Raw genomic sequence first — 19,146 nt, forward strand, 5'->3', positions numbered from 1 at the left:
GAAAGCATAGCGGTGTGCGCTGTGTTTTCTCGTTGGTACAAGTCCCACAGTGGAGGTGGCTTTATTTGCTGAACAACAAGTATCGTGTCCATGAGGTGGCCAAGGATTTTGGCAAGAATTCCAAAGAGATCGCTGATATCCTCACCGATTACGCCACCGCCCCCAAGAACCACATGCAGGTTCTGGAGGACGGTGAGCTGTCCGTTATTTTCGACTATCTGACCCAGCACAACCAGGTGGAGAGCGTGGAGTCCATCTACGCCGACGTCTACCATGAGCCCAAGGCGGCCGCCAAGCCGGCCCAGGCGGCTCCCCAGGGTGGTCAGAAGAGCGCGCAGAGCGCTCCCCGGCCCCAGAACAACCAGAAGCCCCAGAATACCGGCAGCCAGCAGCAGGCCCGTCCTGCCCAGCAGCAGCCTGCCCAGAAGAGCGGCCAGACCCAGCAGCCCGCCGCCCGTCCCGCCAGCCGCGTCCCCGAGAAGAAGATCGTGGACACCCGCAAGGGCGGCGATGTGAACCTGGATAAGTACGACGAGCGCCTGGAGGACCTGGCCGCCGGTAAGACCAAGCAGATGCAGGCCGGCAAGCAGAAGTTCCAGGGGCGCAACCAGCGCAAGGGCGGCTTCCAGGGCGGCAACAAGCGCCGCCAGGAGGAACAGGAGAAGATGCGCCGGCTCCAGCTGGAGATCGCCAAGAAGACCCCGCTCACCGTCAAGATCCCCGATGAGATCGGCGTGGGCGAGCTGGCTTCCCGCATGAAGAAGACCGGCGCCGAGGTGGTCAAGACCCTGATGAAGAACGGCGTCATGGCCTCCCTGAGCGACGTCATCGACTTCGACACCGCCGCCATCATCGCCGAGGAGATGGGCTGCAAGGTGGAGAAGGAGGTCATCGTCACCATCGAGGAGCGCCTCATCGACACCGCCGAGGACAAGGAAGAGGATCTGCTCCCCCGTGCCCCCGTGGTGGTGGTCATGGGCCACGTCGACCACGGCAAGACCTCCCTGCTGGACTATATCCGCAACGCCAATGTGGCCTCCGGCGAGGCTGGCGGCATCACCCAGCACATCGGCGCTTACCAGGTCCAGGTGAACGGCCAGACCATCACCTTCCTGGATACCCCCGGCCACGAGGCCTTTACCGCCATGCGTGCCCGCGGCGCCATGGTCACGGACATCGCCATCCTGGTGGTAGCCGCCGACGACGGTATCATGCCCCAGACCGTGGAGTCCATCAACCACGCCAAGGCCGCCAAGATTCCCATCATCGTGGCCATCAACAAGATGGATAAGCCCGAGGCCAACCCCGACCGCATCAAGCAGCAGCTCACCGAGTATGAGCTGGTGCCCGAGGAGTGGGGCGGCGACACCATCATCTGCCCCATCTCCGCCAAGACCGGCGAGGGCATCGACAACCTGCTGGAGATGGTCAACCTGACCGCCGAGATGCAGGAGCTCAAGGCCAACCCCAACCGTTCCGCCCACGGCGCCGTCATCGAGGCCCGTCTGGACAAGGGCCGCGGCCCTGTGGCCACGCTGCTGGTCCAGAACGGTACCCTGAAGCAGGGTGACGTCATCATCGCCGGCACCGCGGTGGGCCGTGTCCGCGCCATGACCAACGCCCGCGGCCAGAAGCTGACCGAGGCCGGCCCCTCTGTGCCCGTGGAGATCATCGGTATGGGCGAAGTGCCCGGCGCCGGCGACGACTTCCACGCCGTGGCCGACGAGCGCATGGCCCGCGAGCTGGTGGAGCAGCGCAAGCACGAGCAGAAGATGGCCGCCTCCGGCCCGGTGGGCCACAAGGTCTCCCTGGAGGATCTGTTCAGCCAGATCAAGCAGGGCGAGATGAAGGAGCTGCCCATCATCGTCAAGGCCGACGTGCAGGGCTCTGCCGAGGCCGTCAAGGCCAGCCTGGAGAAGATCTCCAACGACGAGGTCCGCGTCCGGGTCATCCACTGCGCGGTGGGCGCCATCAACGAGAGCGACGTCATGCTGGCCACCACTTCCGGGGCCATCATCGTGGGCTTCAACGTCCGCCCCGACGCCAACGCCAAGGATACCGCCGGCCGCAACGGCGTGGATATGCGGATGTACCGCGTGATCTACGACGCCATCGACGAGATCGAGGCCGCCATGAAGGGCATGCTGGCGCCCAAGTTCAAGGAAGTGGCGCTGGGCCAGGCCGAGGTCCGCGAGGTCTACAAGATCACCGGCGCGGGCATCGTGGCCGGCTGCTATGTCACCGAGGGCAAGGTGGAGCGCAAGGCCCAGATCCGTCTGGTCCGCGACGGCATCGTGGTCCACGAGGGCGCCATTGCCTCCCTCAAGCGCTTTAAGGACGACGCCAAGGAAGTGGCCCAGGGCTACGAGTGTGGTATTACCATCGAGAAGTACCAGGACATCAAGCAGGGCGACATCATCGAGTGCTTCCTGATGGAGCAGATCGAGGTATAAGATCCAGGCAGAGCCAAGGCTCTGTCCCATTCGGAACCAAATCAAACAGACCCGTTCCATCCCCAAGTCATTTGAGGAGGGGCGGGTCTGTATTACGTGATAGGAGAATCATATGGCAAGTAATCGCATCGGACGCATCAACGAGGAGATCCAGCGGGAGCTGGCGACCCTCATCCGCACGGTCAAGGACCCCCGGGTCCACGGGCTGGTGTCCATCACTGCGGTGGAGACCACCCCCGACCTGCGCTTTTCTAAGATCTACGTGAGCGTGCTGGACAAGAGCGACGTGAAGGAGGTCGTCAAGGGCCTCAAGTCGGCGGCCGGGTACCTGCGGCGGGAGCTGGGCTCCGCCCTCAAGCTGCGCTATACCCCGGAGCTCCAGTTCGTGGAGGACGACTCCATCGGCCAGGGCGCCCATATCCTGAGCATGCTGCGCAATCCGGAGGTGGTCAAGCCGGCCAATCCGGCCAATGCCCACATTGACCTGGATGCCGAGGATGAGGAGTGAGCGCCATGACCTATCAGGAAGCGGCTGCCTGGCTGCGGCAGCATGACCGCTATCTCATCCTCACCCACAAGCGGCCGGACGGGGATACCATCGGCTGTGCCGCCGCCCTGTGCGCGGGGCTGCGCCGTCTGGGGAAGACCGCACACATCTGCCCCGGTACCGGGGAGACGCACCTCTTCACCCCCTATCTGGAGGGATACCTGGCCCCGGAGGACTATGAGGCGGAGACCGTAGTCTCCACCGACATTGCCGCCCGCAGCCTCTTCACCAGGGAAGGGGAGCGGTGGCTGGAGCGGGGGATCGACCTAGCCATCGACCACCACCCCTCTCAGGAGTTCTTCGCCCGGGAGACCTGCCTGGACGCCGGGCGGGCCGCCTGCGGCGAGCTGATCTACGACATCCTGCGGGAACTGGGCGAGATTACGCCGGAGATGGCGGTTCCCCTCTATGTGGCGGTTTCCACCGACACCGGCTGCTTCCAGTATGGCAACACCACCGCCGACACCCACCGGGTGGCGGCCGCCCTGATGGAGACCGGGATCGACGTCTTTGCCCTCAACAAGCGCCATTTCCGCACCAAGAGCTGGGCTCGGCTCCAGGTGGAGCGGCTCATCGTGGAGCGGATGCACCGGTACAAGGAGGGGCGCATCGCCGTGGCGCTCATCTCCCGCTCCCTGCTGGACGAGGCGGGGGCCACCGAGGAGGACCTGGAAGACATCGCCGCCTTCCTGGGCCAGATCGAGGGTGTGGAGACTTCGGTCACCATCCGGGAGCAGGAGGGCGGTACCTGCAAGCTCTCCGTGCGTACCAGCGGCGGGCTGAACGCCACCAAGGTGTGTGCTCTTCTGGGTGGCGGCGGACACGCTGCCGCCGCGGGCTGCACCGTCTCCGGTACGCTGGAGGAAGCAGAGAAGGCCATCCTGGATGCCATCGGGCAGGTGGCAAGCCATGGCTAACGGGATCATTGTCATCGATAAGCCCCAGGACTGGACCAGCCACGATGTGGTGGGGCGGTGCCGCCGCCTCTTCCACGAGCGGCGAGTGGGTCATGCGGGCACCCTGGACCCCATGGCCACCGGCGTGCTCCCTGTCTTTGTGGGGCGTGCCACCCGGGCGGTGGAGTTTGCCTCTGAATCCGGAAAGGAATATATCGCCGGATTAAAACTGGGAATTATCACCGATACCCAGGATACCACCGGGACTGTGCTGGAGCAGCGGCCCGTCCAGACTGGCCGGGAGCAGCTGGAGAAGGCCCTGGAGGTGTTCCGGGGCGAGATCCTCCAGATCCCTCCCATGTACTCCGCCCTCAAAGTGAAGGGGCAGAAGCTCTATGAGCTGGCCCGGAAGGGCGTGGAGGTGGAGCGCAAGCCCCGTCCGGTGACCATCCACGCCCTGGAGGTGCTGGAGCAGACCGGAGCGGACACCTATCTTCTGCGGGTGGCCTGCTCCAAGGGCACCTATGTCCGCACCCTCTGCCATGACCTGGGACAGAAGCTGGGCTGCGGCGGAGCCATGTGTTCCCTGCGCCGCACCTGGGCCGCCGGGTTTGGCCTGGAGAGCGCGGTCTCGCTGGAGGAGCTGGCCCAGGTTGCCGAGCGGGGAGAGGCCGAGTCCCTTCTGCGCCCGGTGGACTCCTACTTTTCCACCTATCCGGCCCTCACGGTGGATGCGCGGCGGGAAAAGGCCGCCCGGAACGGCGCGGCCTTTCCGCAGCAGGGAGCGGACGGAACCTACCGGGTCTATGGGCCGGAGGGAGACTTTCTGCTGCTGGGCCGGCTGCAGGATGGCTGCATGACCACGATCAAGAGCTTTTTTGAGGTGTGAGAGGAATGGAAGAGACAAGACGTGTGATCGCACTGGGCTTTTTTGACGGGGTCCACCGTGGGCATGGCGCACTGCTGCGCCGGGTAGGGGAGAAGGCGGCTGAGCTGGACGCAGTGCCGGCGGCCGTCACCTTTGACACCCATCCGGAGAACCTGATCCTCCGCAGTCCCCTGCCCCTGCTCAGCTCCCCCCATGACCGGGCCGACCTGATGCAGCGGTACTATGGAATACGGGACGTTATCATTGCCCGCTTTGATGAGCGGATGATGCATATGCCCTGGCGGGAATTCATTACCGACTACCTGGTAAAGGAGCACGGAGCCGTCCATCTGGTGGCGGGGCATGACTTCCACTTCGGTTATAAAGGGGAGGGAAATCCCCAGCGCCTGCGGGAGACCTGTGAGGAGTTGGGGATCGGCTGCGACATTATCCCCAAAGTGGAGCAGGACGGCATTACGATCTCCTCCACCTACATCCGTACCCTGGTGGCCCAGGGCGAGATGGAACGGGCCAATGAATTTTTGGGCCATCCCCACACCCTGAGCAATACGGTAGCCCACGGAAAGCGGCTGGGAAGCACGCTGGGCTTTCCCACCGTGAACCTGTCCATACCCAAAGGGGTGCTGATTCCCGCCCACGGGGTATATGCCTGCCGGGCTTGCTTTTCCGATGGGAGCAGCCGTCTGGCGGTGACCAATGTGGGGACCCGTCCAACGGTAGATGACGGGGACCGGGTCAACGTGGAGGGATTCCTGCTGGATTTCAGCGGAGACCTGTACGGAAAGACCATTCGCATGGAGTTTTATAAGCGCCTGCGGGGGGAGCGGAAATTCCCCTCTCTGGAGGCGCTGCGGGAGGAAGTCATGCGCAACGCGGAGGAGACCCGTGCCTATTTTGCAAGTCTGGAACGCGGGAGCGGGGGATCGTAAATGCGCTATGGAAAGATCTACTACGGAGCGCTGGGCCTGGCGGCGGTACTGCTGCTGATCGGCCTGGTCATGGACGGTCCGCTGGCCATCTGGACCGGACTTGGAAAGATCGTGATGACGGAAAATGCCCTCATCACAGACTATATCCAGCTGGCCGGACCGGGTGCGGCCTTTGCCAACGCAGCGATTGTGGTACTCATCACTGCGGCGCTCTACCGGCTGTCGGGGGACCCCCTCAATGGCTCTTCCCTGGTGGGACTGGGCCTGATGGGGGGCTTTTCCCTCTTTGGAAAGAACTTTCTGAACATCTGGCCCATCCTTCTGGGGACCTGGCTCTATGCCAGGAGCCGGAAGGAGCCCTTTGCGAAATATATCTCGGTCTCACTGCTGGCCACCGCCCTGGCCCCCATGGTCAGCTATATTGCACTGGATAACGGTTTTGGCAATCTCTTCAGCGGGATCGTGGTGGGAATCGTGATTGGGTTCATTATGCCGCCCCTGTGTGCCTATACTTTCCGGATCCAGAACGGGATGAACCTCTACAACGTGGGGTTTGCCTGTGGCCTGCTGGCCATGCTCTTTGTGCCGGTGATGACGGCGCTGGGCGCCGATCCTACCCTGAACTACCACTGGGCCGAGGGATATAATGTTCTCTTCGGCGGCCTGCTGGGAGCGGCATGTGTGGGCTTTGTTCTGGCGGGACTCTTCCTGTGCCACCGTCCCCCCTGGGCGGCCTGGGCCGGATACCGCCGGCTCCTCAAGACCAGCGGGCGGGCGCCCAGCGACTACCTGCGCATGTTCGGCATGGGCCCTGTCCTCATCAACATGGGCATCAACGGACTCATTGGACTGGCCTTTCTGCTTCTGCTGGGCGGCGATCTCAATGGGCCCACGCTGGGCGGCCTCTTCACCATCATGGGCTTCTCTGCCTTCGGTAAGCATGCGGGCAATATCATTCCGGTTATGGTCGGCGTGACGGCCGGGGGATTTTTCTTCCAGGGCGGAATGGAGAGCGGTTCCCTCCAGCTGGCGGTACTCTTCTGCACGGCTATGGCCCCCATTGCCGGGTATTTCGGCTGGCAGTATGGCGTCCTGGCCGGATTCCTCCACTCGGTGGTGGTACTCAGTACCGGCAGTCCGGTGGCCGGTATGAACCTCTATAACAATGGGTTCTCCGCCGGGCTGATTGCCATTGTCCTCTACCCCACCATCATTGCCATTGCCCGCCACCGCAAGGCGGTCATTCAGGAGGAGGACTACTTCGATACCTTTGAGCACGATGAACCGCAGCTGCCTGCGCCCAAGCACGGGGAGCTGAGCGAGGAGCGGGAGGGCTCCTGACCCACTTCACCTCACGTAGATGTAGAGACAGCGACCGGCCGGCCCTATTTCAGGGCCGGCCGGTCATTTTTTATTTCCGGGACTCAGACGGAAGCCTGCTCCGGAGCGGTGCAGGGGAAGAGCCGTTCGGGCAAAAAGGAGAGAAGGCGTCCAAAGAAGCGGGCGATCAGGCCGACCAGAAGAGCGGCCAGAATGGTGCCCTCCCGCACGCCGTCCAGCCGGCGGCTGAGCAGCAGGGAGAGAAGCGCCGCAATAACAGTCATAGAGACGTCAAAGGCTACCTTTGTATTGCCAAAATTGGTGTTCCAGGTGGTGCTCACCGCCCGGACAAAGGACTCGCCGGGCAGCATGGCCACGTTGGCCAGGACCTCCAGATAGACGCCGAAGCCGAGCACCACGCACCCGATTAGGAGAAGAGCCGCGTGAATGGGATACCAGGCCGGAAGGGAGAGGTCCAGCAGGGCCATGGTCAGGTCAATAAAGGCGCCGAATGCCATGGAAATGGGGATTTGGAGCAGGTGTTCCAGCTGGAAGTTCCGGCGCAGGATGAGCAGCTGGAGCAGAATAAGCAGGAGGCTGAATACCACCGTAAAGGTGCCCAGTGTCCAGGGGAGAGACAGGCTGAGGACATAGGGGATGGAGGAGATAGGAGAGGTACCCAGATCAGCTCTGGTAATCAGGCTCACGCCCAGGGAGCTGAGAAACAGCCCCAGAAGAAAAATCAGATAGCGCTTTAGTTTTTCCATGTGAATCATTCCTTCTCTCCGCTCAGATTTTGATAAATGGCGTAAAAAACGCGGAGAAACGCACTGCGGTCCTCCGGCGAGATGCCGTGAAAGGTGTCCTCTTCCAGGGAGTCAAACATCTCCTGTACGCTGCCCTGGAGCGCACGCCCCCGGTCGGTGAGAAAAATATAGAAGCTCCTCCGGTTTCCGTGGAGCATTCTCCGCTCCACCATTCCACGCTCTTCCATGCGATTCAGAATCGAGGTCAGAGAGGCGGGTTCAATGTGGCAGGCAGTGGCGATCTCTTTTTGACTGGCACCGTCATGGTCCCCCAGGTAGTCCAACACCTTGGGCTGACCCAGGGTGAGCCCGGTGTCCCGCAGGCCTGCCAGCAGTTTTTTGTGAAAGATAGCCTGGTTGGCCATGAGAAGATAGTGAAAGGAAGGCTGCAAGGAAAAATCTCCTCCTCTAATATTAGAATTATAATAGTTAGAATTCTAATATTAAAGTATAAAATACAGATATGCCGTTTGTCAAGGGGAACGTAAAAACAGACGCCGCAGCCTGCTGGCTGCGGCGTCTGTTCCAATGGTTGAATCAGCGCTTGTTGGAGCGTCTCCAAATGCCCATCTTGGCGGCATCGGAGATGAGCTGATCCCGGAAATCCGGGTGAGCGATGGAGATGATCTTCTCGGCGCGCTCCCAGGTGGAGGTGCCCTTCAGATTCACCTTGCCGTACTCGGTGACCAGGAAGTGGGTGTTGGCGCGGGTATCGGTGACGATGGAGCCGTTATCCAGCGTGGGCTTGATGCGGCTCTCCAGCTGACCGGTCTTTTTGTTCATGAAGGTGGAGGAGCAGCAGATGAAGCTCTTACCGCCCTTGGAGAGGTAGGCACCCATCACAAAGTCCAGCTGACCGCCGGCGCCGCTGATGTGCTTGGTCCCGGCGCTCTCGGCATTGACCTGGCCGAAGAGGTCCACATCCACCGCGTTGTTGATGGACATGAAGTTGTCCAGCTGGGCTACCACCCGCACGTCGTTGGTGTAGCTGACCGGAGCGGCCATGCAGGCGGGGTTGTCGTTGAGGTAGTCGTACAGCTTCTGGCTGCCGGCAGCAAAGGCATAGGCCTGACGGAAGCGGTCAATGGGCTTTTTGGCACCGGTCAGCTTGCCGGCCATGGCCATGTCTACAAAGCCGTCCACGTACATCTCGGTGTGGACGCCCAGATCCTTCAGATCGGACTGAGCGATGAGGGAGCCCACCGCATTGGGCATGCCGCCGATGCCCAGCTGGAGGCAGGCGCCATTGGGGATCTCCTCCACGATGAGACGGGCGACCGCCTCATCCACCGGGGTGGCCGGGCCGCCGGCGGGCAGCTGGCCAATGGGGGATTCATGCTCCACGATCATGGAGACCTGGTCTACGTGGATGCTGTTTTCCATACCGCCCAGGCAGCGGGGGATGTTGGGGTTGACCTCCACAATGATGATCTCCGAGCGCTCACAGACGGCCTGGAGATGGGAGGTGCTGGGGCCGAAGGTAAAGTAGCCCTGGCTGTCCATGGGAGAGACCTGGAACATGGCCACATGGATGGGAGCCACATTTTCCCGGTAGAAGCGGGGCAGCTCGGAATAGCGCATGGGAGCATAGAAGGTGGCGCCCTCGGCGATCATCTTGCGTTCCACACCGGACATATGCCAGGAATTCCAGGTAAAATGCTCCGCCACGTCGGGAACCGACATGATAGCGGGCTTGTGGAACAGGACGCCGCCGCGCACCTTGACATCATAGAGCTCCTGATAGCGGGCTGCCAGCGCCTGATCCAGAGCCTCGGGGGTAATGGCACACCAGCCGTAATCGATCCAGTCGCCCGACTGCACGACCTTGACCGCCTCTTCCGGCGTGGTCAGCTTGCTCTGATACTGCTCCCGATAATTCATCGTCTGACACCTCGTATTGTAAAATTTATATTGTTAGAATTTTAACAATCTAGTGGTACTATTATAGCACCTTTCCGACAAAGATACAAGTAGAAGAAGGGGAGAAAGTCAGAAGTTTTATCCAAAGAAAGACCCCCCGGCTTTCGCCGGGGGGTCAGTGCTTTTATGGATCAGCTGTCCAGCTCCTGGATAGCCTTAGCCGCCTCAATGGCCTTCTGCTGGGCCACAGGGGGCGCCTCCTCGTAGCGGACAAAGTGGAAGGTGAAGGAGCCGCGGCTCTGGGTGAGAGAGCGCAGGTCGATGGCATAAGTCATCATCTCGGCCATGGGGACCTCGGCCTCCACCACCTGATTGCCCTTGCCGTCGGGATTCATGCCCATGACACGTCCGCGGCGCTTGTTCAGGTCGCCAATGATGTCACCCATGTAGCTGTCGGGAATGGTGACCTTCAGCTCGCCGATGGGCTCCAGAATGGTGGGATTGGCATCGGGGAGACCGGCCTTGTAGGCCAGCTGGGCCGCCGTCTTAAAGGCCATTTCGGAGGAGTCCACCGGGTGGTAGGATCCATCGTACAGGGTGGCCTTCAGGTTGACTACGGGATAGCCAGCCAGAACACCGTGCTGGACGGCCTCGCGCAGGCCCTTCTCCACGGCGGGGAAGTAGTTCTTGGGCACCGCGCCGCCGAAGACCTCCTCGCAGAACTCCAGCTCTTCCTGCTCGCCAGGCTCGAAGCGGATCTTGACGTCGCCGAACTGGCCGTGACCGCCGGACTGCTTCTTGTGGCGGCCCTGGACCTCCACCTTCTTGCGGATCTTCTCCCGGTAGGCCACACGGGGAATGGAGAGCTCAGCCTCGACGCTGAAGCGGTTCTTCAGCTTGGAGAGGAGTACGTCCATCTGCATATCGCCGGTGCCGGAGACCACCATCTGGCGGGTCTCGGCGTTGTTGGACCAGTTGAAGGTCAGGTCCTCATCGTTCAGACGGGTGAGGCCGGCGGCGATCTTGTCCTCCTGGCCGCGGGTCTTGGGGGCGATGGCCACCGAGTAGCAGGGCTCGGGGAAGGGCAGGGCGGGGAATTTGACCACCTTGCGGGCATCACAGATGGTATCGCCGGTCTTGAGTGCCTCCATCTTGGAGATGGCGCCGATGTCGCCGCAGACCAGCTCCTTGACCTCTTCGGCCTTCTTGCCCTTCATGATATACAGGCGGCCCAGCTTGACGTTTTCGCCGGTGCGGGCGTTCACCAGAGTCATATCGGGGGTCAGATTGCCGGACATCACCTTGACATAGGAGTACTTGCCGTACTGGTCAGAGGTGGTCTTGAAGACAAAGGCACAGGGATAGGCGCGGTCGGAGAGGACATACTCCTCCAGCTCGCCGTCGGCGTTCTCCACCAGCTCAGCGGAGCCCTCCAGGGGATTGGGGATCAGATCCACCACGGTGTCCAGCAGCATCAGAGTGCCCAGGCCCTGCACGGCAGAACCGCAGACCACCGGGAAGAGGGACAGGTCCCGCACGCCTTGGCGCAGGCCCTGGAGCATCTCGGCATAGGTGAAGTCCTCGCCGGAGAAATACTTGTCCATGAACTCCTCGCTGGTCTCAGCCACCGACTCCTTCAGAGCGTCATAGAGCTCATCCAGCACGGGGAGCTTATCCTCGGGGACCTCGATCTCCACGCGCTTGTCGCCCTGCATCTCATAGGCGCGCTTGTGGAGGACGTCGATGATGCCGATGACCTTCTTGTTCTCGTCCCAGATGGGGGCGACGACGGGGGCCACGTTCTTGCCGAACCGTTCCCGCAGGGCGGCGAAGGCGGCGTTGTAGTCCGCGTTTTCCTCGTCGGTCTTGGAGATGTAGAGGATGCGGGGCATATGGCGCTCCTCGCAGTAGTTCCAGGCCTTCTCAGTGCCCACGCTCAGGGGGCCGGCCTTGGAGGGGGTGACGATCACGGCGGCGCCGGAGACGCTCAGGGCCTCCATGACCTCGCCGGAGAAATCAAAATAACCGGGGGTGTCCAGTACGTTGATCTTACAGCCCTTATAGTCGACGGGGGCCACCGCCGTGGAGATGGAAACCTGACGGCGGATCTCTTCGGGATCAAAATCACAAACGGTGTTGCCATCGGCGGGGGAGCCCATCCGGATGGTGCCACCGGTCAAAAACAGCATGTTCTCGGCGAGGGTGGTCTTGCCGCTGGCGCCATGGCCCAGCAGGCAGATGTTGCGGATGTTTTGCGCGGAATAGCTCATATGGTTTCCTCTCCTTGCGTTCAAAATCGGAGCAGCCGTGCGTCCGATGGAGCGTCACAACTGACATTAGTCATTATAACTCAAAAACAGCATACTGGCAACTGGAATTTTATCAAAATAATGCAAAACGCCGCAAAGCCATGGGAGACAAGCAAAAGCAGGTCTGTGTGATACGTGCACAGACCTGCTTTTGAGAGAAATTCAATTGTCGATTTTGTCACAGAGGGTGTGGACCGCAGAAGCTTCCTGCTGGGCCTGGGCCTCCGATATCGTCTCAACGCGCACGGTCTCGGTTGCCGGGAGGACATAGTAGCACAGATAGGAAGTATCCCGGGCGGAGAGAAGGGGTTCTGCGCTCGCATAGCTGTGAAGATGAAATTTCAGCTCCTTCTCTGCGGTCATGCCTACGTAGATCAGTACGGCGCACCGCGGAGCGGGTTCCTCGGTCACAGGAATGGGCTGGAGCAGAAGGGCGGTTGTCTCCGCCTCAGGCAGGACACTTCGGGTAAAGGCGGCCTGCCCCCCCAATTCCTCTTCATAGAGGAGCACAAGGGCCTCCTGAATGGTCTCCTGCAGCCCGTCCGAGGTACCAGAGTTGGTCTGGGCTCCATAGGAGGCGGGAGCGTCCTGGACCGGCCCATCTGCCTGAGGCTGTGACTTGGGAGCAGCTGGCAAAGAATCAAGTTCTTCACTCCCGTAAAGGGCAGGCGCGGGAGCAGGAGTAGGGGCGGGAACGGATGTGGGGGAGGGCTCTGCCGAAGGGGGAGCGGAAGAAGCGCTTCCGTCCGGGATCGCCGCGTATACCGAGGGCAGATCTTCCGACGTATCCTCCGTTGCCGGAGGGGTGGAAACAGGGGCAGAAACAGAGGGGAAGCCGGACCCATCGGGCAAAGAGGTGCTGATTGTGGAACGCTCCGTCTGGGGCGTGGGCGAAGGGGAGGAGAGGGTGCTCTCTCCGGGCAGCGCGGTGATCTGGGCCAGACCAATTCCGCCGGCCCCCAGGAGTACCAGAGCAAAGACCGCCGCCGAGGCGGCCCACTGCCGCCAGTGCCGGGGCAGACCGTGCCGCCGGGGCAGCGGGACCACCTGGGGCTCGGCGTGGATTTGATCCAGGATGCGCTGGGAGAGTCCCTCGGGGACCGGGGCATTCAGCAGCGGGAGCTGATCGTGGAGGGACTCCAGATCCGCACGGAGGGCCCGACAGGGGGCGCAGATCTTCAGGTGCTCCTCCAGACGCACCGCCTCATCGGGCGCAAGGGGGCCATCCAGAGAGGCGCTGATGAGCTCCAGAGCCTCGTCACAGGTGAGCATAGGGGTCCCTCCTTTCGGAATAGAGTAGGGTGATGGGGATTGTGTTCTTAAGGAGTAGACGAAGAAGCGGAGGAAAAGTTCCCGGTGACAATGAGATATTTTCGCAGGGCCAGACGGGCCCGGGCGATGCGGGATTTGACGGTCCCCTCCTCCAACCCAAGAAGCTGGGCGATCTCAGCATAGGAGAGCCCGTCCAGCTCCCGCAGGACCAACACCCGGCGGTGCTCCTCCGAGAGGGAACACAGCCCCGCGCGGATGAGCTCCTGGACCTCCCGGCGCTCGGCGCTCTGCTCCGGAGAGAAGCGCTCGTCGGGCACATCGGCCTGGCGGCCCTCCTCCTCGTCATCCAGAGAGACCGTCATGGAGAGGCCGCTGCGCCGCTTCTCCCGGCGGAGAAAGTCGATGCACAGATTGGAGGTCAGACGGTAGAGCCAGGTGGAAAAGGAGCTCTCACCCTGGAATTTACTGAGTCCCCGCCAGGCGTTGAGGAAGGCCTCCTGGGTGAGCTCGGCCGCGTCGTCCGGGTTGCGAGTCATGCGCAGGGCCAGGTTATAGATGCGGCTCTGATTCTGTTCCACCAGAAGGGCGAAGGCAGACTCGTCGCCCTGCCGGGCCAGTCTGACCAGTTCCGCTTCCGATTGCATGGACACACGCTCCCCTCCTTTCCCGGACGGAAGGAACACGCGTCAGCGCAGGTCCCGCTTGATGCCTTCCGTGACCTTGTAGATATCCTCCATGGTGGAGATTTTGGAGATCTGTTCCTTATAATAGCCCGCATAGGGCACACCCTTGAGATACCAGGCATAGTGCCGCCGGGCCTCCAGACAGGCCACCTTCTCCCCCTTGTGGGCGGCATTGATCTCAAACTGACGGACCGCGGTATCGCACCGCTGGGCCAGCGGGGGGAGCGGGGGGATCTCCTCCCCGGCGAGCGCGGCGGCGCACTGCTGGAGGAGCCAGGGGTTACCAAACACACCCCGGCCCACCATGGCCATGTCCGCGCCGGTGTAGCGCAGGATGCGCACGGCGGCCTCCGGCGTAAAGACGTCTCCGTTGGCGATGACGGGGACGCTGACCGCCTCCTTGACCGCCCGGATATAGTCCCAGTTGGCCTCCCCGGCGTACATCTGCTTGCGGGTGCGCCCGTGGACAGCCACCGCCGCCGCGCCGGCCTGTTCCATCATGCGGGCAAACTCCACACAGTTGATGGAGCCCTTGTCCCAGCCCAGACGGAATTTGACGGTGACGGGCCGTCCGCCCGCGCCGCGGACCACGGCCTCCAGCACCCGGGCGGCCAGCTCCGGGGTACGCATGAGCCCTGAGCCGTCCCCGCTCTGAGCCACCTTGGGGACCGGACAGCCCATGTTGATGTCGATGATCTGGGCGCCCGAGATCTCGGCGGCCAGTCCGGCGGCCTGTTCCATGCAGGCCGGGTCGCTGCCGAAGATCTGGGCGGCGGCGGGATGCTCGATCTCCCCCAGCTTGAGCAGGGGGATGGATTTTTTGTCCTGGTAGCAGAGTGCCTTGGAGCTGACCATCTCGGTGACGGTGTAGCAGCCGCTCAGCTCCCGGCAAACCGTGCGGAAGCCCAGATCGGTGACGCCGGCCATGGGGGCCAGGACCAGTTTGGAAGGTATGGTGACGCTGCCAATGTTCAAAAGGATCCCTCTCTCAATCAAAACGATAGGTCTTTGGTGTCAGCCGCGTCACAGGGGCGGCCGACTCAATCCTTACTATCATAACATAAGGAGAAAAGGGGGGCAAGGGATGAATCCCGGGCGCGGGGGGCATACTCCTCCCAGGAGGTGATGCGGATGGACAGCGATATGCGGCCCTATCTCTGCTCGGTATGCGGATATGTCTACCAGGCCATGGTGGGAGACGCCGCCCGGGGCGTACCCCCGGGAACCGGGTTTCCCGATTTGCCGGAGGAGTGGGCCTGCCCCCGGTGCCACCAGGGGAAAGAATTGTTCGCACCGATGGAGACATAAGAGATTCAGCCCTTTGGACGGCGTTCCGATCAGGAGGAATGCCGTCCTTTTTGTGCGGATTTTTACCGATAAGCGAAAAAGAGACTGGGAAATGACCTGAAATAGCACAGGAAAAGTGGAGCGGGCAAACTTCTCTTCCCCATTCCGACGGCGTTTTTCCAAAAGCTGGGATATAATGACGGACACACGAAAGATGGCGGCAGGACCGCTGTGGACAGGGAGGAAACCGAAATGGCAGCAAAGGAGACGATCCGAACCCGGGCAGCCCGGGTCAGTGAGGAGATGCGGGAGACCGGACGCCTGGTGCTCCGTGCGCCCATTCTGGTGCGGGGCGCAGAGTGCGCTATGCGCTTCCTCCTGGGAAGCATTTTGGCGGGGGCGGGGATCTTTGGAAACTATGCGCCCTTTGGCCTGGGCATGGTGGCCGCGTCGGGCTCGGGACTGGATGGATTCTGCGCCTTGCTGGGCGCCTGCATGGGGTATCTGCTCTTCCAGGGCTTTGTGGAGGGGCTGCGCTATGCGGCGGCGGCCATACTGATCTTCTCGGTGGCCTTTGCCTTCTATGACATCGGTGCGTACCGCAAGGTGTGGTTTATGCCGGCCGCCGCCGCGCTGATGAATGGGATCACCGGGTTTATCTACCTCTCAGACCGGGGCTGGACGGCCGAGCACTTTATCTTTTTTGGGACCGAGGTACTGCTGGCGGGCGCGTCAGCCTACTTCTACCGCATCGCCTTCTCCCCCTGGACGGAGAACCGGGAGGAGGACGCCCTGACCATCCGGCAGACGGTGAGCCTGCTCATTCTGGCGGGAACGGTGCTGCTCACCCTGTCCAAGATCACACTGGGGGGAGACCTCTCCATCGGACGGCTGGCAGCCGCTCTGGCTGTGATGGTGTGTGCCTATGAGGGCGGCATCGGCGCCGGGGCCACCGTGGGGGTCAGTACCGGGATCGGGATGGATCTGGCGGCAGGAGGGGCGCCCTTTTACTCCATGGCCTATGCGCTCTCCGGGGTCATGGCGGGGGTCTTTCACCGTCAGGGACGGCTGTGTACCGCCCTGGCCTATGTCCTATCCAACGCCGTGGCCGTGCTCTGGACCTGGGGGAATGGAGCGCGCCTGTCGGTACTCTACGAGGTCTTTGCCGCGTCGGTGCTCTTTCTCCTCCTGCCGGAGCGGAGCCTGCGCCAGGTCCGGGCCCTGCTGGTCCGGGAGCCCCGCCGGGATACGGTGGACAAGGCCCGGGAGTATGCCAGAAAGCGCCTGGAGGGGACAGCCCGGGCCTTTCGGGAGCTCCACGATTCTCTGCGCAGCCGCTTTGACCACTCCGGCGGAAACGACGGAGATACGGCCATTATCTTTGACCGGGCCGCCAACCGGGTGTGCAAGACCTGTCCCCAGCAGATCATGTGCTGGCAGCGCTCCTATGTGGACACCTATAACGCCCTCAACGACGCCCTGCCCGCCATGCTGGAGCGGGGAAGGGGCGAGGGAAGCGACTTTCCCCTGCACTTTTCCAGCCGGTGCCAGCGGTTTGCACAGTTTCTCTCCGCGGCCAATGAGGAGCTTTCCGCTCTCTTTTACCGCCGGCAGTACCAAAACCGCCTGCGGGAGAGCCGGGGGGAGGTGTGCCGCCAGTATGCCGAGCTCTCGGCCGCCCTGGGCGCGGCGGCCAGCGAGCTCTCGGCGGAGCTCTCCCCCGATCCCCTCCGGGAGCGGAGGCTGCGCCAGCATTTTACGGCAATGGGACTGGAGGCCGAGCCTGCGGTCTACTATGACGAGTCCGGACGGCTCCGGATCGAGATCGAGGGGGTAGGGCTTCAATCCCTCCGGCGGGGGGAGGCCGTCAAGCGCCTGGCTCAGCTGATGGATAAGCCCCTGCGTCTGGTGGAGGAGTGCCCGCCCCGCCATGACCGGGTGGTGCTGGCCGAGCGGGAGCCCTTTATGGCCATGGCGGGCGTGGCGGCCCGAAAAAAAGACGGGGAGACCGTGTCGGGAGACACGGGCGCCTGGTTCAAGCAGGAGGACGGGAGCCTCTTTGTGCTCCTGTGCGATGGCATGGGCTCGGGACCCTCCGCCCACCGGGAGAGCAGTGAGGCCGTGCGCCTGCTGGAGCAGTTCCTGCGGGCTGGGGTGCCGCCGGAGGAGGCCCTGCGCACCCTATCGGGGGCACTGGCCCTCCAGGGAGAGGAGACGGGGGGCTTTACCACCATCGACCTGATGCGGGTGGACCTCTTTACCGGTGCGGCGGCAGTCTACAAATACGGTGCGGCCCCCACCTATGTGAAAAAGGGGAATACCGTGCAGCGCATTACAGGCAGTACGCTGCCCGCCGGGCTCTCCCCGGTCCAGGGAGCGGCCCCCGATGTGAGCCGCTTCTCCCTGGAGCCAGGGGACTGCGTGCTGATGGTCTCTGACGGCGTGGCCGGCGGGGAGGGGGATGTGTGGCTCCGGGAGCGGCTGCGCTCCTTCCAGGGGGAGAGCCCCAAGGAGCTGGCCCGCATCTTGATCGAGGAGGGACAGCGGCGGGTGGGGAGCGGAGATGACCGCACCGCCATCCTCCTGCGTCTGGAGCGGCGGACGGAGTAGTGTGCCCACAGAAAATCCCACTTGACAGGGAAGGGACGGGTGTGGTAACTTTATTAAGTAATTAAGAAAATACTTAATAAAAGGAGATGGGGAAATGCCGTCGAAGCGAGTGGCCCGGGTGGGCCGTGGCTGTGTGGCCTGCGGAAGCTGTGTGAAGGTCTGCCCGGTGGGGGCCATCCAGGTATGGAAGGGTGTGGAGGCCCGGGTGGACGGGAACCGCTGCGTGGGCTGCGCCCGCTGTGCCGGGGAGTGTCCCGCGGGGGTCATCGATGTAAAGGCGCGGGAGGAACTGGCATGAGACAGAAGCGGCACTGGTACGACTACCTCTGGATCGTGACCCCCATCTATCTGGGGCTGGGCATGTTCAACATCCTCTTTGCCTGGCTGGGCATGATCTTTTTTAGCCTCCCCCTGCTCATCTCCATCTTTGGCGGGGGAAAGCTCTACTGCAACCGCTTCTGTGACCGGGGGCAGTTCCTCAGCCTGCTGGGCAGCCGGCTCAAGCTCTCCCGCAACCGGCCTCTGCCCCGGTGGATGAAGCATCCGGCCTTCCGCTATGGATTTTTGGTGTTTTTCCTGGCGATGTTCGCCAACATGCTCTATGTGACCTGGATGGTATGGGCGGGAAACCGGGCGCTGGGAACCAGCATCAAGCTGCTGTGGACCTTCCGCGTGCCCTGGGCCTGGGCCTATCCGGTGGAGGTGACCCCCTGGGTGGCCCAATTCGCCTTCGGATTTTACAGCCTCATGCTTACCTCCACGCTGATCGGCCTGGTGGTGATGGCCCTCTATAAGCCCAGAGGGTGGTGCGTCTTCTGCCCCATGGGGACCATGACCCAGCTCATCTCCCGCCTGCGGGCGGGCCGTCCGGCAGAGGCTGGCTGCGGCGGAAGCTGTGCCTCCTGCACGGCCTGCACCCTCTCCCGGGGAACGGAACAGGAGGGAGAATGATGGGACTGGAGGAACACGCCCGCCAGGTAGCCGATCTGCTGCGGCTGCTGGCCAATGAAAACCGTCTGCTTCTGGTCTGTGCCCTGCTGGAGGGACCCAAGGGGGTGGGGGAGCTGGCGGCGGTGGTGCCGGGGATCACTCGGCCGGCCCTCTCCCAGCACCTTCACGCCCTGCGTGGGGCGGGACTGCTGCGGGATGAGAAGCGGGGACAGTTTGTGACCTATTCCCTGGCCGACCCCCGCCTGCGGGAGGTATTGGCCGTGCTGAAACGGGAATACTGTCCCGATCCCTGAGGACCCTTTGCGTGGGGCCTATTTTGTGATAGACTATGAGG

18 protein-coding genes are annotated in these 19,146 nt (G+C 62.5%); 11 read left to right on the forward strand and 7 right to left on the reverse strand.

Annotated features, from left to right (window positions below):
- Positions 1-68: 68 nt before the first annotated feature.
- The 6 genes from infB to I2C21_RS13965 all read left to right on the forward strand — a co-directional run bounded on the left by infB (position 69) and on the right by I2C21_RS13965 (position 7,055).
- Positions 69-2,453, forward strand: a complete 2,385-nt coding sequence (gene infB / locus I2C21_RS13940; RefSeq protein ID WP_346727987.1) for a translation initiation factor IF-2 — start codon at positions 69-71, stop codon at positions 2,451-2,453.
- Positions 2,454-2,565: 112 nt separating this feature from the next.
- Positions 2,566-2,961, forward strand: a complete 396-nt coding sequence (rbfA, locus tag I2C21_RS13945; RefSeq protein WP_101692266.1) for a 30S ribosome-binding factor RbfA — start codon at positions 2,566-2,568, stop codon at positions 2,959-2,961.
- Between the two features lie 5 nt (positions 2,962-2,966).
- On the forward strand, positions 2,967-3,917 hold the full coding sequence (locus I2C21_RS13950) for a DHH family phosphoesterase (protein ID WP_193535984.1): 951 nt from the start codon (positions 2,967-2,969) through the stop codon (positions 3,915-3,917).
- On the forward strand, positions 3,910-4,785 hold the full coding sequence (gene truB / locus I2C21_RS13955; protein ID WP_195279530.1) for a tRNA pseudouridine(55) synthase TruB: 876 nt from the start codon (positions 3,910-3,912) through the stop codon (positions 4,783-4,785). The genes I2C21_RS13950 and truB overlap by 8 nt, the downstream gene beginning before the upstream one ends.
- A 5-nt stretch (positions 4,786-4,790) precedes the next feature.
- Complete coding sequence (ribF, locus tag I2C21_RS13960; RefSeq protein WP_186963065.1) at positions 4,791-5,714, forward strand: riboflavin biosynthesis protein RibF; 924 nt, start codon at positions 4,791-4,793, stop codon at positions 5,712-5,714.
- Positions 5,715-7,055 (forward strand): DUF1576 domain-containing protein, encoded by a 1,341-nt coding sequence (locus tag I2C21_RS13965; RefSeq protein ID WP_195279531.1) that lies wholly within the window; start codon positions 5,715-5,717, stop codon positions 7,053-7,055.
- A gap of 83 nt (positions 7,056-7,138) precedes the next feature.
- On the opposite strand, the gene I2C21_RS13970 is transcribed toward I2C21_RS13965, so the two are convergent.
- From I2C21_RS13970 to dusB, 7 genes are all read right to left on the reverse strand, one after another.
- Positions 7,139-7,801 (reverse strand): YczE/YyaS/YitT family protein, encoded by a 663-nt coding sequence (locus I2C21_RS13970; protein ID WP_195279532.1) that lies wholly within the window; start codon positions 7,799-7,801, stop codon positions 7,139-7,141.
- A 5-nt stretch (positions 7,802-7,806) separates the two neighbouring features.
- On the reverse strand, positions 7,807-8,232 hold the full coding sequence (locus I2C21_RS13975) for a MarR family winged helix-turn-helix transcriptional regulator (RefSeq protein WP_353654819.1): 426 nt from the start codon (positions 8,230-8,232) through the stop codon (positions 7,807-7,809).
- 145 nt (positions 8,233-8,377) lie between these two features.
- Entirely contained in the window at positions 8,378-9,721 is a 1,344-nt protein-coding gene (locus I2C21_RS13980; protein ID WP_195279533.1) for a butyryl-CoA:acetate CoA-transferase, read from the reverse strand.
- Between the two features lie 170 nt (positions 9,722-9,891).
- On the reverse strand, positions 9,892-11,970 hold the full coding sequence (locus I2C21_RS13985; protein ID WP_193535996.1) for an elongation factor G: 2,079 nt from the start codon (positions 11,968-11,970) through the stop codon (positions 9,892-9,894).
- A gap of 201 nt (positions 11,971-12,171) precedes the next feature.
- Positions 12,172-13,281 carry a zf-HC2 domain-containing protein gene (locus I2C21_RS13990; protein WP_195279534.1) on the reverse strand — a complete coding sequence of 370 codons (1,110 nt, stop codon included), beginning with the start codon at positions 13,279-13,281 and terminating at the stop codon, positions 12,172-12,174.
- Positions 13,282-13,328: 47 nt separating this feature from the next.
- Positions 13,329-13,925, reverse strand: a complete 597-nt coding sequence (locus I2C21_RS13995) for an RNA polymerase sigma factor (protein ID WP_195279568.1) — start codon at positions 13,923-13,925, stop codon at positions 13,329-13,331.
- Positions 13,926-13,967: 42 nt separating this feature from the next.
- Positions 13,968-14,939: a tRNA dihydrouridine synthase DusB gene (gene dusB, locus I2C21_RS14000; protein WP_101692257.1), complete on the reverse strand. Its 972-nt coding sequence runs from the start codon at positions 14,937-14,939 to the stop codon at positions 13,968-13,970.
- 156 nt (positions 14,940-15,095) lie between these two features.
- On the opposite strand from dusB, the gene I2C21_RS14005 reads away from it, so the two are divergent.
- From I2C21_RS14005 to I2C21_RS14025, 5 genes are all read left to right on the forward strand, one after another.
- Positions 15,096-15,272 (forward strand): rubredoxin, encoded by a 177-nt coding sequence (locus I2C21_RS14005; protein ID WP_353654820.1) that lies wholly within the window; start codon positions 15,096-15,098, stop codon positions 15,270-15,272.
- Between the two features lie 231 nt (positions 15,273-15,503).
- On the forward strand, positions 15,504-17,861 hold the full coding sequence (locus I2C21_RS14010; RefSeq protein WP_193536000.1) for a SpoIIE family protein phosphatase: 2,358 nt from the start codon (positions 15,504-15,506) through the stop codon (positions 17,859-17,861).
- A gap of 94 nt (positions 17,862-17,955) precedes the next feature.
- Positions 17,956-18,159 (forward strand): 4Fe-4S dicluster domain-containing protein, encoded by a 204-nt coding sequence (locus I2C21_RS14015; RefSeq protein ID WP_193536003.1) that lies wholly within the window; start codon positions 17,956-17,958, stop codon positions 18,157-18,159.
- Complete coding sequence (locus tag I2C21_RS14020; RefSeq protein WP_195279535.1) at positions 18,156-18,812, forward strand: 4Fe-4S binding protein; 657 nt, start codon at positions 18,156-18,158, stop codon at positions 18,810-18,812. The genes I2C21_RS14015 and I2C21_RS14020 overlap by 4 nt, the downstream gene beginning before the upstream one ends.
- A complete protein-coding gene (locus I2C21_RS14025; RefSeq protein WP_235964128.1) occupies positions 18,812-19,105 on the forward strand; it encodes an ArsR/SmtB family transcription factor in 294 nt (97 codons plus the stop codon). Before I2C21_RS14020 ends, I2C21_RS14025 begins: the two co-directional genes overlap by 1 nt.
- Positions 19,106-19,146: the final 41 nt, after the last annotated feature.

This window comes from Clostridium sp. J1101437_171009_A5 (genome assembly GCF_015547905.1).
Classification (GTDB): domain Bacteria; phylum Bacillota; class Clostridia; order Oscillospirales; family Oscillospiraceae; genus Pseudoflavonifractor_A; species Pseudoflavonifractor_A gallinarum.

What these genes read in the sequence shown, in the direction of transcription:
- I2C21_RS13985 (WP_193535996.1), bottom strand. Translation starts at nt 11,970, where the DNA reads ATGAGCTATTCCGCGCAAAACATCCGCAACATCTGCCTGCTGGGCCAT.
- I2C21_RS14015 (WP_193536003.1), top strand. Translation starts at nt 17,956, where the DNA reads ATGCCGTCGAAGCGAGTGGCCCGGGTGGGCCGTGGCTGTGTGGCCTGC.
- truB (WP_195279530.1), top strand. Translation starts at nt 3,910, where the DNA reads ATGGCTAACGGGATCATTGTCATCGATAAGCCCCAGGACTGGACCAGC.
- I2C21_RS13965 (WP_195279531.1), top strand. Translation starts at nt 5,715, where the DNA reads ATGCGCTATGGAAAGATCTACTACGGAGCGCTGGGCCTGGCGGCGGTA.
- I2C21_RS13995 (WP_195279568.1), bottom strand. Translation starts at nt 13,925, where the DNA reads ATGCAATCGGAAGCGGAACTGGTCAGACTGGCCCGGCAGGGCGACGAG.
- I2C21_RS14025 (WP_235964128.1), top strand. Translation starts at nt 18,812, where the DNA reads ATGGGACTGGAGGAACACGCCCGCCAGGTAGCCGATCTGCTGCGGCTG.
- I2C21_RS14005 (WP_353654820.1), top strand. Translation starts at nt 15,096, where the DNA reads ATGGACAGCGATATGCGGCCCTATCTCTGCTCGGTATGCGGATATGTC.
- ribF (WP_186963065.1), top strand. Translation starts at nt 4,791, where the DNA reads ATGGAAGAGACAAGACGTGTGATCGCACTGGGCTTTTTTGACGGGGTC.
- I2C21_RS14020 (WP_195279535.1), top strand. Translation starts at nt 18,156, where the DNA reads ATGAGACAGAAGCGGCACTGGTACGACTACCTCTGGATCGTGACCCCC.
- I2C21_RS13980 (WP_195279533.1), bottom strand. Translation starts at nt 9,721, where the DNA reads ATGAATTATCGGGAGCAGTATCAGAGCAAGCTGACCACGCCGGAAGAG.
- I2C21_RS13990 (WP_195279534.1), bottom strand. Translation starts at nt 13,281, where the DNA reads ATGCTCACCTGTGACGAGGCTCTGGAGCTCATCAGCGCCTCTCTGGAT.
- rbfA (WP_101692266.1), top strand. Translation starts at nt 2,566, where the DNA reads ATGGCAAGTAATCGCATCGGACGCATCAACGAGGAGATCCAGCGGGAG.
- I2C21_RS13970 (WP_195279532.1), bottom strand. Translation starts at nt 7,801, where the DNA reads ATGGAAAAACTAAAGCGCTATCTGATTTTTCTTCTGGGGCTGTTTCTC.
- I2C21_RS13950 (WP_193535984.1), top strand. Translation starts at nt 2,967, where the DNA reads ATGACCTATCAGGAAGCGGCTGCCTGGCTGCGGCAGCATGACCGCTAT.
- I2C21_RS14010 (WP_193536000.1), top strand. Translation starts at nt 15,504, where the DNA reads ATGGCAGCAAAGGAGACGATCCGAACCCGGGCAGCCCGGGTCAGTGAG.